This is a genomic window from Anabaena sp. WFMT (assembly GCF_051781005.1).
Taxonomy (GTDB): domain Bacteria; phylum Cyanobacteriota; class Cyanobacteriia; order Cyanobacteriales; family Nostocaceae; genus Anabaena.
In genome coordinates, this window is the sequence record NZ_JBPWOA010000017.1 from 125,650 (window position 1) to 137,930 (window position 12,281).

The 12,281-nt window shown below is 37.1% G+C and carries 14 protein-coding genes; 7 read left to right on the forward strand and 7 right to left on the reverse strand.

Annotated elements, in window-relative coordinates; genetic code table 11:
- Positions 1–96: 96 nt before the first annotated feature.
- The 3 genes from ACSQ6I_RS09405 to ACSQ6I_RS09415 all read right to left on the reverse strand — a co-directional run bounded on the left by ACSQ6I_RS09405 (position 97) and on the right by ACSQ6I_RS09415 (position 1,541).
- Entirely contained in the window at positions 97–747 is a 651-nt protein-coding gene (locus ACSQ6I_RS09405; RefSeq protein ID WP_438890084.1) for a ceramidase domain-containing protein, read from the reverse strand.
- Positions 748–762: 15 nt separating this feature from the next.
- A complete protein-coding gene (locus ACSQ6I_RS09410; RefSeq protein WP_438890085.1) occupies positions 763–1,200 on the reverse strand; it encodes an aspartyl/asparaginyl beta-hydroxylase domain-containing protein in 438 nt (145 codons plus the stop codon).
- Positions 1,201–1,331: 131 nt separating this feature from the next.
- Complete coding sequence (locus tag ACSQ6I_RS09415) at positions 1,332–1,541, reverse strand: TOBE domain-containing protein (RefSeq protein WP_438890086.1); 210 nt, start codon at positions 1,539–1,541, stop codon at positions 1,332–1,334.
- 632 nt (positions 1,542–2,173) lie between these two features.
- On the opposite strand from ACSQ6I_RS09415, the gene ACSQ6I_RS09420 reads away from it, so the two are divergent.
- From ACSQ6I_RS09420 to ACSQ6I_RS09430, 3 genes are read left to right on the forward strand one after another with little or no spacing between them, the layout of a single operon-like run.
- The gene (locus ACSQ6I_RS09420) at positions 2,174–2,638 is read left to right on the forward strand and encodes an ankyrin repeat domain-containing protein (RefSeq protein WP_438890087.1); all 465 of its coding nucleotides are present in this window, start codon (positions 2,174–2,176) and stop codon (positions 2,636–2,638) included.
- Positions 2,625–3,911, forward strand: coding sequence for a SagB/ThcOx family dehydrogenase (locus tag ACSQ6I_RS09425; RefSeq protein ID WP_438890088.1), 1,287 nt, complete (start codon positions 2,625–2,627; stop codon positions 3,909–3,911). The genes ACSQ6I_RS09420 and ACSQ6I_RS09425 overlap by 14 nt, the downstream gene beginning before the upstream one ends.
- A 19-nt stretch (positions 3,912–3,930) precedes the next feature.
- Complete coding sequence (locus ACSQ6I_RS09430) at positions 3,931–4,305, forward strand: hypothetical protein (protein ID WP_438890089.1); 375 nt, start codon at positions 3,931–3,933, stop codon at positions 4,303–4,305.
- Between the two features lie 27 nt (positions 4,306–4,332).
- Here ACSQ6I_RS09430 and ACSQ6I_RS09435 read toward each other — a convergent pair whose 3' ends face one another.
- A complete protein-coding gene (locus ACSQ6I_RS09435) occupies positions 4,333–4,806 on the reverse strand; it encodes a hydrogenase maturation protease (RefSeq protein WP_438890090.1) in 474 nt (157 codons plus the stop codon).
- A 197-nt stretch (positions 4,807–5,003) separates the two neighbouring features.
- Between ACSQ6I_RS09435 and ACSQ6I_RS09440 the strand changes: the two genes are divergently transcribed.
- The 4 genes from ACSQ6I_RS09440 (at position 5,004) to ACSQ6I_RS09455 (ending at position 8,940) form a co-directional block, all read left to right on the forward strand.
- The gene (locus tag ACSQ6I_RS09440; RefSeq protein WP_015214333.1) at positions 5,004–5,372 is read left to right on the forward strand and encodes an SET domain-containing protein; all 369 of its coding nucleotides are present in this window, start codon (positions 5,004–5,006) and stop codon (positions 5,370–5,372) included.
- Between the two features lie 268 nt (positions 5,373–5,640).
- Positions 5,641–6,999: an NAD(P)/FAD-dependent oxidoreductase gene (locus ACSQ6I_RS09445; protein ID WP_438890091.1), complete on the forward strand. Its 1,359-nt coding sequence runs from the start codon at positions 5,641–5,643 to the stop codon at positions 6,997–6,999.
- A 123-nt stretch (positions 7,000–7,122) separates the two neighbouring features.
- Positions 7,123–8,190, forward strand: a complete 1,068-nt coding sequence (locus tag ACSQ6I_RS09450) for a D-alanine--D-alanine ligase family protein (protein ID WP_438890092.1) — start codon at positions 7,123–7,125, stop codon at positions 8,188–8,190.
- 396 nt (positions 8,191–8,586) lie between these two features.
- Positions 8,587–8,940 (forward strand): hypothetical protein, encoded by a 354-nt coding sequence (locus tag ACSQ6I_RS09455; protein ID WP_438890093.1) that lies wholly within the window; start codon positions 8,587–8,589, stop codon positions 8,938–8,940.
- 602 nt (positions 8,941–9,542) lie between these two features.
- Here ACSQ6I_RS09455 and ACSQ6I_RS09460 read toward each other — a convergent pair.
- From ACSQ6I_RS09460 to ACSQ6I_RS09470, 3 genes are all read right to left on the reverse strand, one after another.
- On the reverse strand, positions 9,543–10,478 hold the full coding sequence (locus ACSQ6I_RS09460; protein ID WP_438890094.1) for an alpha/beta fold hydrolase: 936 nt from the start codon (positions 10,476–10,478) through the stop codon (positions 9,543–9,545).
- A gap of 19 nt (positions 10,479–10,497) precedes the next feature.
- On the reverse strand, positions 10,498–11,001 hold the full coding sequence (locus ACSQ6I_RS09465) for a DUF4112 domain-containing protein (RefSeq protein WP_438890095.1): 504 nt from the start codon (positions 10,999–11,001) through the stop codon (positions 10,498–10,500).
- A 364-nt stretch (positions 11,002–11,365) separates the two neighbouring features.
- Positions 11,366–12,280: a YihY/virulence factor BrkB family protein gene (locus tag ACSQ6I_RS09470; protein WP_438890096.1), complete on the reverse strand. Its 915-nt coding sequence runs from the start codon at positions 12,278–12,280 to the stop codon at positions 11,366–11,368.
- Position 12,281 lies beyond the last annotated feature (1 nt).

Here is a 12,281-nt window from a genome sequence, read left to right on the forward strand (position 1 = left end):
GAAGATTCATATAACTAGTAGGGTGCGTCAGACAAATAACCTAGTAATAAAATGATTAAATTAAAAATCTGACGCACCGTATACATTTTCAATTTTTTAGTCAGCTTTTGCCTTTATTGACCAATTTAAGATTAGTCCTCTTGCTGATAAGTACAGTAAAACTCCATTGACAAGATGCCAAAATAAATGAGTGCCAATTGGGAAATAAGGGCAAACTATCTGATCTAAACTCCGAAATAATAAAGCTAAAAGGAACACCCCTGCTGCTCCTAATAATATAAATCGCTCACGTTTTTGTTGTTGAAAATGATAAATTCCCAGTCCCAGTAAAAACAAAAATGCAGGAGCGTAGGAAAGAGATCCATTGAATATATTTGTGAATTGTTTACTGTAATCACTCGCAAAGTAAAAAACAACAATCAAAGATCCACTATAAATATATTTCATCTTCATTACCTGACGACTGTAAAGCCATATAAAACAAAATTGAAAAAACATAATAGGCAAAACATCTAATAAGCTCGCCCATTCTGTTGCAAAGGTATGGAATAGAGTGCTACCAATACCAATTGAAATTGCTAAAATAATCAGTATCCAAATACCATTTGTAATTTTTTGTTGTCGTCGTGCTAATTGCCAAATAGCCCCTGCTGCAATGAAGAAAGAAATATTAGATATAGCATTAAATGGTTCACTCCATAAACCAGGAATGATGCGTTCACAGTAAAGATCAATGTAGTCATTCATAGATTTTTCTCTGTTTTATACGTAGGTATTTGGTTGTTCAAGTAATCCCATCGCATACTGCAAAGCATCCCCTGATATCTCATCAGAACTATGCTCTAAACCTGGTTTAATAAAATCTAGAAGTAATACTGCTCGTGGTAAATCAGAGTCGTTCCATGCTTCATGTTCTGTTGTATCTTCAAAAATTAAGCAATCACCTTCCTGCCAATGTTTTAGGGACTGACCAACGCGCAGACTACACTTTTCTGGAACAACTAAACCAAGATGCAAGCGAAATTCATTTTTTGCCCAGCCTGTGTGGGGTTGAATATGTGTATGGGGAGCTAAACGAGAAAATCCTGCTAAGGTCAAATTGGGAATTTGTTCTGACGGGGAGACAAACAAGGCTGAAAACAAGACAGTGTAAAGAATATAACGATTTATGGTAAAAAAAGATAGGTCAAGTATTGTCAATAAGACCTATCTAATGAAAATGATACCTTTATTCTATCAAAAGCACTTAAAAAGTCAATTGAGTCTAGCAGAATACAGCGCTCTGTAGGAATCGCATTACCCATCCTACACTTTACAAGTCGCTAAATTTTTTAGTCAACAGCAACAAGTACATCCGATGACTTAATTACAGCATAAGCCTCTTTACCCTCTACTAAACCCAGCTTTTCTGCTGATGATTTAGTGATGACAGATACTACTTCTACACCAGGTGCTAATTCTAGTGTTACCTCTGTATTAATTGAACCAGGAGTAACTTTTTTCACAGTTGCTTTGAATGTATTTCTGGCGCTGATTTCCATTATTTTTATTTTCCTTTTAGTTATTTACACTGAATAAACTAACAAATTTTATATATTAGTGGTGAATTTTTAGATTTTCTTAACAAGTCTATCGAGTAGGATGACACAACCTGCAATTATATTTATACGAAATTACAAACAGTTGTAAATCATAATTTTTATACTTTTTTAATGGCAATTAATATAAAATTTTATCATGGATTTTTAATTTCAAATATTTGAAAAAAAGATGAAATGTGATTCCTGTTTAACCATGCTAAAAATCCGGTAATCTTTAATAAATGATTTATAATTCAAACTTATCAGAGTGATAATATATAAATAAGCTAAATTGTTGGTAGTGAACCATTACTTCAACAAAAAGCCATTATAGAGTTATCAAAGATATTCTTACGTTATTCCTGATTAAGCTAAAACAAAGGTAGAAAGTAAGAAAGTTAGACAAAAATATAGAGAAACTGCGTAAATCTTAATTCCCAAAAAATTGATGTTTCCAAATCATTTAGGATTGCTCTATAAGAATTAGAAAGTGTTCGTCAGCTACTAATAACTCATGAGAATTGAAATAGTGTTTTTAGATATGGTGAGCAATGCTCACCATTACGTTTTTAGTTGTCGTCACAGTAATAATTATGAGTCAAACAAATCAGCCAAAATTGAGCGCAGAAACTAACCAATGGCTAATAGCAAATGGTTACAATACTGAAGATTTAAATCAGCGTGGTGAAAACGGTGATACAGCTTTAATGAAAGCTACTAGAGAGGGAGTCTACCCAGTTGTCAAAGAACTGATAGATGCGGGTGTAGATATTAACGCCAGAAACAATGATCGCAATAATGCTTTATGGTTCGCTTGTTTTGGTAATCACTACGATTTAATGAATTTGCTGCTGTCAGTCAACATTGATATTAACAATCAAAATGATAATGGTGCAACTGTCCTGATGTATGGTGCATCGGCTGGAAAGACAGAAGTAGTAAGGTTGCTATTACAACACAATCCTAACATGAATTTACAAAATTTGGACGACTATAAAGCAATTGACTTTGCCAGCAATATAGAAGTTTTAAGGTTACTGAAAAATGCCACACAGTAAGCTTTCTAAAGAAGCCTGTCACGAGGCTACCAAGCATTCTTACCTATCAGTGCAGATGAATCCCAATTATGTGGATGCATCAACTCAACCTCACACCTTTAAAGTTTATCCAAAATTTTATCGGCGAGTGAAATTAATTGTCGATAATCCAATTCATGCTTTTATCAGGTTAACAAGCGCCATTACTTTTGAGAAGATTTACAAGGATGGTCTTTATAAACTCCGGGTAAATCCCTCAGCAGGCGCGTTATACCCAACGGAGGTTTATATTCAAATACGTGGTGTTGAGGGATTTATAGATGCTATCTATCATCTGGAAGTTGAGAATAATTGTCTAACACTGATCTATGAATTAATTGATGATGGGTTGGAGAGTTATGTTATACCAAATAAACGTATCAATGGATTCATTTTTTTAGTTAGTTGTGTTTATTATAGGTCTAGCTGGAAATATCAAGACAGGAGCATGAGGTATTGCTTTTTGGATAGCGGACACCATTTGGGTGCGATCGCATCTTCAGCATATCTTCACGAAAAAAACATCCAATTAATCTTTGACTTTGATAAACTCTCTCTCAATGCTGATTTAGGATTTGAGAATAAGGAGTTTATTACTAGTTGTGTGATATCGGGAGAAACGCAAGAAAAGTCAGTCAGACGCTTAAGACTACCAGTTCCTTTTGTTTGTGGTACTGATTATTTTCAAGCTAATCAATTCATTGAAGATGCCTATCAAGCAACATCATGGCAACCTAGTCACCAGCAACATCTAGAACATCCTCAATTTAATTTTCACCGAGAAAGGTTTTCTGAGAACGTTTGGAATAGGCGTTCTATTCGACGTTTTCAAAAGCAGTCTATTTCCCAACAAACCTATTGGCAAATTTTGCAAGATGTTCAACAACCAATACCAAGTGAGAATTTTGAGGAAATAGAAATTTACTCGGTGGTGCATCGTGTCGAGGGAATGACACCCGGTTTATATAACGGTAGGAATCTCATAAATTCGGGTGATTTTAGCGAAAATACAGGTTACTTGTGTATTAATCAGGCGCTGGCTAAAGATTGCGCTGTAACTTTGTTTTTTGTATCCGATTATCTCAGCTATCAAACTGCTATGCAATTAGCTGGTTTTATCGGACAAAGAGTGTATCTATTTAGCAATTATTGGGGCATAGATTGTAGCGGGATTGGTGCTTTTTATGATGATGAAGCCCAAGAGTTTCTAGGAACCAATAAGGATGTGCTTTATGTAATGGCAATTGGTAAATAAAATAGGAAAATCAAGAGAAATGGCTAGAAGACAATTTGATTCCCATGCTGATGATAAGCACCCTATGCAGCCAACATCAGCAGATATTATTTTGCGGCAACAATTAGAGTATTCTATTAGTAGGTACTTCTATGACGGGTGCGATCGCACTATTCAAGGTCTATTATCCGATTGTCGTTGGTATGTGACAACCCATGCTAGTGCTTTAACATTGGTAATCGAATGCCCTGATCAAGTTACTAACTGGCGAGTTTTGCAAAAAATCGTACCAATGGGAAGTCTACTCTACAGCATTGTCAGCAGTGCTAAAATTCGCGTATGTCCCCCTGAAACTAATGGCATACCATTTGAAATGAGGGTAGATGAATTATCAGTTTATCGTGATTGGGCATAAGCTAAATTTGGGATTTTGGATTATTAATTAAGCCATAACATTCTGGCTGAAAATTGTGATTAGTTCTGCAAAAACTAAATCGGCTGAATGTTGGACAACTGGACTTAATTCTAAGCCTAAATTAAGGTTAGCGGCTTCAATTAAATAAACTGTCACCTGTTGAGGAAAATCATCTGCAAAGATTTTTCTCCCGGCTGCTAAAGCATGATCCCAACGAAAATCATGCAGGTTGTAACTAGGTTCTGGCAGTGCTTCTAGTTCTTTACCTGGGACTTTAAATATAGCACCTGGTTCGGAACCTGTGCAACTGGCATCCAAAATAATTAATTTTTCACTTCCTCTCGCTTGAAACATCACTTCCATTCCCGCAGTACCACAATCAAAAATGCGGATGTTGGGGTGAGGGTTTTGAGCGAGATATTGCTGTAAACGTTGGGCGATGATTACGCCTACAGCATCGTCATTACGATTGAGATTTCCACATCCAATGATAGTTAGCATGGGATATTTATAATAACATGATTTTTATTATATCGGCGCGGAAAAATTAATATTTACGGAAATTTTGACTATATCTTTGATTATTAACTTTATAGTGGCTATAGCAGCCGTAAGTCATGCACGAAAATCTTTATTCTCTCTGCGTTTGGCGTGATTAGTCCTACACAATATTTCTCACCCATCAGACAGAATTGTATATGCTAGTATTTCGTGATACAGACTCTAAAGGTAGAGGTATATTTGCTCAGAAGAGTTTTGCTAAAGGAGAGGTAATTGAAAAAGCAGCAGTGATTGTTATCCCTAAGCAACAAGTTAAATTAATTGTCAAAACGGTTTTATTAAATTATTATTTTGGTTGGCATGGGGAAAGTGGAGCTATAGCTTTGGGCTTTGCGTCACTTTTTAATCATTCTTATCATCCCAATGCGCTTTATGTTAAGAATTTTTCTAAAAATGTAATTGAAATTATTGCTCATAAAGATATTCGAGCAGGTGAAGAAATTACTGTTAATTATAATGGGCAGGTTGATGATTTATCGCCTGTTTGGTTTGATGTTGTGGAGTAAGTCTCACGCAGAGGCGCAGAGTCGCAGAGAGTAAAACAGGAGTGAGTTATTGTGCGATCGCTAATGCTTGAAGTGCAGAGGAAAATAGTATCTTAGAGATATCTTCCAACTGGGTTGCAAGTTCCCTTTTAATAATGATTTATTTAGTAACTTTGACTACTTTCATTATTTTTTCAAGTGTTCTAAATAAACGGCAAAATATATTATGATTTTGTTACATTCTTGTTAAGAAAGGTTACAGGAATCTTAACAAAAGGAAATATGTCTTATGGTAGCACTGGAGAAAAAGCCATTACATCAAGTTGTCATTGTTGGTGGTGGCTTTGGTGGACTGTATACAGCAAAGACTCTTGGTAACGCAAATGTAGATGTTACTCTCATTGATAAACGGAATTTTCACCTATTTCAGCCGCTTTTATATCAAGTTGCAACAGGTACGTTATCACCTGCTGATATTTCTGCACCATTGCGATCTGTATTCAGCAAAAGCAAGAATACAAAAGTATTGCTGGGAGAAGTAAGTGTTATTGATCCAAAAGCGCAACAAGTTATTTTGGGTGATCAAATAGTACCTTATGATACATTAATTGTTGCCACAGGTGCTAACCATTCCTATTTTGGTAAAGATAGCTGGAAAGAAACTGCTCCTGGTTTGAAAACTGTTGAAGATGCCATAGAAATGCGTCGGCGGATATTTTCAGCATTTGAAGCGGCAGAACAAGAAACTGATCCCGAAAAACGTCGTGCTTTTTTGACTTTTGTGATTGTGGGGGGTGGTCCTACCGGTGTAGAATTGGCAGGTGCGATCGCAGAATTGGCATACAAAACTCTCAAAGAAGATTTCCGCAACATCAACACCTCAGAAGCGAAAATTTTGCTATTGCAAGGGGGCGATCGCATTCTCCCACACATTGCGCCAGAATTATCCAAGGTAGCAGCAGAATCTTTGCAAAAATTGGGAGTGATTATCCACACTCTCACTAGGGTGACAAATATTGAAAATGACATAGTTACTTTCAAGCAAAACGATGAATTGACAGACATTGCCGCAAAAACTATATTGTGGGCAGCAGGTGTTCAAGGTTCGGCACTGGGGAAAGTCTTAGCAGAACGAACAGATGTAGAATGCGATTTCTCTGGAAGAGTAATTGTCGAACCAGATTTGACTATCAAGGGTTACAAAAACATTTTCGTAATTGGAGATTTAGCCAATTTCTCCCATCAAAATGGTAAACCCTTACCTGGTGTCGCACCGGTAGCTAAACAACAAGGAGAATATGTCGGTGGACTGATTCAACTACGTCTTCACGGTCATACTTTGCCACAATTTCATTACACCGATGTAGGTAGTTTGGCGATGATTGGGCAAAATTTAGCTGTTGTAGATTTAGGTTTTATCAAACTTACTGGTTTCCTAGCTTGGGTATTTTGGCTAATAATTCACATCTACTTCTTAATTGAGTTTGACACTAAATTGGTAGTAGTATTTCAGTGGGCATGGAATTATATTACTCGTAATCGACGCTCTAGATTGATTACAGGTAAAGAGGCTTTTTTAGAAGTAACACCTGTTAATAATAGCAGTCCTTCCCCAACTACAGAACAGAAGCAGCCAATTAAGCTGTAAGATTTTTGGCCAGTTGTACTCCTGACTCCTGACTCCTGCTGTATATTTCTTGAAAATCTAATCGGTTAAGATTGCATTCCCTGTGGTACGCTATCTGCTTTAGATAGTGTCGAGGTACAGAAGATGTCTAAGCTGCGGGTGGGATTGCTGTTTGGTGGACGTTCTGGAGAACATGAAGTTTCAATAATTTCTGCACGAGCGATCGCTAATGCTTTAAGTGCAGAGGAAAATAGTCATAAGTACGAAATAGTGCCTTTCTACATCCAAAAGGATGGTTTTTGGCAAGCTGGGGAAGTTGCACAGCAAGTTTTATCATCTGGTGTGGCTAGAGAAAATCTAGCCGTAACCCCTAATTTATGGGAGTTTCCACCACAAACAGCAGAAATTGATTTGTGGTTTCCTATTCTCCACGGCCCCAATGGTGAAGATGGTACGATTCAAGGTTTACTCACTTTAATGCAAGTTCCTTATGTGGGTTCTGGGGTGTTAGGTTCGGCTACGGGAATGGATAAAATCGGCATGAAAACCGCTTTTGCTCAAGCTGGACTACCCCAGGTAAAATATAAAGCGATAACTAGGGCGCAAGTTTGGTCAAATCCTTGTATTTTTCCGAAATTATGTGATGAAATTGAACTAACTTTAGGCTATCCCTGTTTCGTTAAACCGGCTAATCTGGGTTCATCGGTGGGAATTGCGAAAGTGCGATCGCGCCAAGAGTTAGAATCAGCTTTAGATAATGCCGCAACCTATGATAGACGCATCATAGTCGAAGCCGGTGTTGTCGCTAGAGAAGTAGAATGTGCCGTTTTAGGTAACGATAATCCCAAAGCATCTGTTATTGGTGAGATTACGTTTGATAGTGATTTTTACGATTACGAAACTAAATATACCCAAGGTAAAGCTGATTTATTTATTCCCGCACATCTGACAGAATCAGTAGTTCAGCAAATTCAAGAAATGGCATTAAAAGCCTTTTTAGCTGTTGACGCGGCTGGTTTAGCACGGGTAGATTTTTTCTATATCGAAGCTACCGGAGAAATTTTAATTAACGAAATTAATACTTTACCAGGGTTCACAGCCACAAGTATGTATCCTCAACTTTGGGCAAATACTGGCATTTCTTTTCCCAAATTAGTAGACGAATTAATTCAATTAGCTATTGAAAGACATTTAAAGAGTAACGACTGCTGAGTAAAAAAGAAATAATCTCACTCCTCCAAGATATTTGGCAAAAATTAGTATGATATTCAATTTTCTGTAAAGTTTGGGTAAAAAACTATTTTTGCCAATACAAAACTGAATTACGAACTAAAATAATGGCAACGGACAACTAAAGAGTAGTGAGTGCTGAGTATACTCAAAACGGCTAGAAATTTGACTTTTTGATAATACTAAATAACAAGTTCAAAGCCTCTCCCCGTGAACGGGGAGAGGTACTCTTCGAGACGCTTCGCGAACGCGTCAATGGAGAGGGGTTCCATATTTAGTTAAACTATGAACCGTTTGCAGTATAAATCTGACTCCTGCCATAACACTTATGTCTTCTAGTACAATAATCTACTAGAGCATATAAGCGTGATATTAATTATGGACAATAGTGACGATGTAAAGCAAAAGCCAAACCAATCAACAGAAACTAGTCTAGAAGCATCAAAAAATACACCCCCAGCTAAAAACCTGTTGCTAAAGCATTCTTGGCTTTTGTTTGTAGGGTTGTTCGGAATTTCTGTAGGAGTCTCAATTTTTGGTTATTATCAACTAAGTTATATTGGGGATGTGCCAAAAAAGGAAGCAGAAAAACCCTTAAAAGTAGTCAGTGCGGAACTAATCACAAAATTCACTGATACCAGTAATGCTACACCTTCATGGTTAATAATTGCGATCGCTCTGACTTGTGCTGCTGGTTGCTGGGTAATCTTTCGCTTACTCAAACTTCCATAACGGGGTTGAAGAAATGTATAGGGTGTAAGGTTTTGAGAATAATCAGAATACTTGTACAACATCCTCTCAAATTGATAACCGATAAAAAGTGCCAACTTGGCAACCAATCTGTAAATAACCCAGTTAAATTAATAAAAGATAAACGACTTAAAGGGTGTTGTTATCAGGGGCAACTACTATTAATAAATCAGTCTTATAAAGGCTTTTTAAAAAAGTCTTTCTTAGGGAGAAAAAGCAATCTACTTACATTTTTCTGGGCTATGAGTTCAGCAAAAAAAATAATAATCAAGTTTAACATTTGCTGCAAAGGAATATTCACAGCATACAGGCGCTGTCGTTGACGTACAATTTAGCCCCCCTAAATAACGGGCAGCGTCTATACATATTCCTGAACGCTCCAGCAGCAAATGCAGAGTGGGAGATTAAAGGCGATTGGTATGCCTTCTCCCACTCTTCTTTTATGGATAATTGGGATCAACTTCATTAAACATAAAAAATCTGTAGGGTGGGTAAAGCCCTTGCGGGCATGGCTACGCTTAGAGCGACAGCGTAACCCACCATTATCCTAAATTTACGGTGTGTACTTACTTTACAAACATCCTCTAACAAAAATCTGTATCCTGCAAAAATTTAATAATCTCTGAATTCACTACCTGAGAAGCACCAGTTGAGGCATCATGATAGCAGTTATGCAAAACTTGAAAGCGCGAATTAGGGATATGTTGATGTAATTTCTCTCCATGACTAAGAGGAAACCAACTATCTTGATCACCCCATAAAATTAGTGTAGGACATTCAATATTGCTAAGATTACTTTGAATCTGACTAAGCATATTGGGCTTTTTAGCTTGGAAATTTTCAATTTCTTGTACTGCTATTTGTAACTCTTCAGCCACCTTTACCAAAGTTCCTGGAATTTCAATAAACGGATAAGTTATCCAATAAATATCTTCTTCTGTGAGAATAGAAGGATCAAATAACACTTTACGTCTTTCTATACCCATTACCTCTCTAACTATAGGTGCAAACCAATATGCTAGACGTAAAAAGTCAATTGTATGTATGAGTTCCAGCGGTGTTTGGGCAAGTAATCCCATAGCCCAATGAGGTAACTGTTCAACAAAGATTGGCGCGTTAATAACTACCAAACGCCCAATTAATCGGGGATTTTTTGCAGCTAATGCTAAAGCAACTAATGCACCTAAAGATTCTGCTACAATGATAGGAGGTTCATCGCATAAAGCCTGAATAATTTGTTCTAATTCAATTACTTGATGACCAGTTTCTTCTCGGCGGGACAGATTTTTTTCAGAAAAACCATAACCTTTAGCATCAAAACAAATAACCCGAAAATCTTTAGATAATGGTTTGATACTGTGCCGCCAATTATAACTCCAACTGCCCAGACCATGTAATAAAATTAGCGGCTTACCTGTACCTTTTTCGCCATAAGCGATTTGTGCGGTATATCCATCACCATCTGGAATAATCAGACTTTGTTGCCCTTTGGGAAAGTTAACTTGCCACCAGTTTTGCATTGTGTAATTAATAATTAATTTAACCGCCAGTTAAGGCGTTCCATAGCATTCTTATTAATATCACGGGTAATGCTATTAAGACAATGGCAAGCAAAAACAATCCAGCAAAAAGGATAATAATAAATAGCTGGTCAACTTTCTTTTTTTCACCAGGAGATTGTAGGTAATCTTCTAATAACTTGATGTTATAACTATTTGCTTTCCAGGCAAAATCAAATAAGTCTCCCAACATGGGGATAGCACCTACTAAAGCATCAATGATGATATTTGCAACCATTCGGATCAAGGTAGCTCTAGGCACACCCATCTGTGCTGATTCAATGATAATGTAGATAGAAACTATCAATGACAACACATCACCACCAACAGGTATTAATCCGAGAATTGGATCTAACCCAATCCCAACCTGAGTGCCTGGAATTGTAATAGCATTATCTAAGAGTCTACTAATTTGACGTATACGCTTTAATCTAGGTGCATATCCATCAGGTTCAATGGAAAAGCGATCAGGAGAATTAGACATTTTTGATAATTGATAATTGGTGATTGGTAATTGGTAATTGGTAATTGGTGATTGGTGATTGGTAATTGGTAATTGGTGATTGGTGATTGGTGATTGGTGATTGGTGATTGGTGATTGGTGATTCTTCTCCTGAACTCCTGACTCCTGAATTCTTACCTAAGAGGGTGTTTGAAAAGTATAAAGTGTCATGCTGAACGAAGCGCCAGCGTAGTGTTCGCGGAGCGTTCCGGAGGCTTCAGCATCTCATAATTTAACGCCAAATCAGGATTCTTCACTGCACTTCGTTCCGTATGGCTAACGCCACACTTCGTGAACAGAATGACGAATTATACCTTTCATAGACTTTTCAAACATCCTCTAATACTTATATTGACTGATTCATATTATTTGTTTTGTCAAATTGCTCCCTTTTTGTCTGTATAAATTCACCAACTGTTACATTTAATTGGTTGCCAACCAGGAGAACAGAGGCACTCATCCACAACCACAACATTAGTACTATAAAAGTTCCTACCGTACCATAAACTTTATTATAATTTCCAAAATTGCTGACATAAAGCCGAAATAGTGCAGAAACTAATGCCCAAAATATAGCTGCTAAAACTGCTCCTGGCATCAATGGTATACCTGGTTTCCACACGCTTGGTCCATAACGATAGACTAAGCTAAAAGTAGCAGAAACAATAACTAAGGCTAAAGGCCACTGTAACAGTTTCCAAAGAGGTAATAAGAATGCTAAATAAGGATTGCTATTTACCACTATTCCTAAAAGTAAATCACTAATAAATACTAAAAAAGAAGCCAGCATTAAAAGCAATATTGTACCAATTGTTAATCCCAGGGAAATGAGTTTAGCTTTCCAAAAGGGACGCATATCTTCTGGAGGAATTTGCTCAATTTGATCAAAAGCAGTCATAGCGGTACTGACTGCACCAGAAGCTGTCCAAAGTGCGATCGCAAAACTGGCAGAAAACAAACCCCTATTTTTAGACTCAGCAATCTCTGTAGTCGCAAAGTCGCTAATTAAAATCCACGCATCTTCGGGTACAATCTGACTCAGTTGCACTGTTAGTTGAATAAAGGTGTTTTGCAATGATTCTCCTGCTAATCCAATGGCTGTCAGTACAGCAAGAACAGCCGGAAATAGGGATAACATGGCATTAAAAGCAATTTCTGAAGCCAGTCCTAAAAGTCTTCTTTCCATCGTCCTGGCAAAAGTTTTCTTCAGTGTTCGCCCATTGAGGTAGCGAAAGAATCTGATAAAACGAGTTTTAAACATA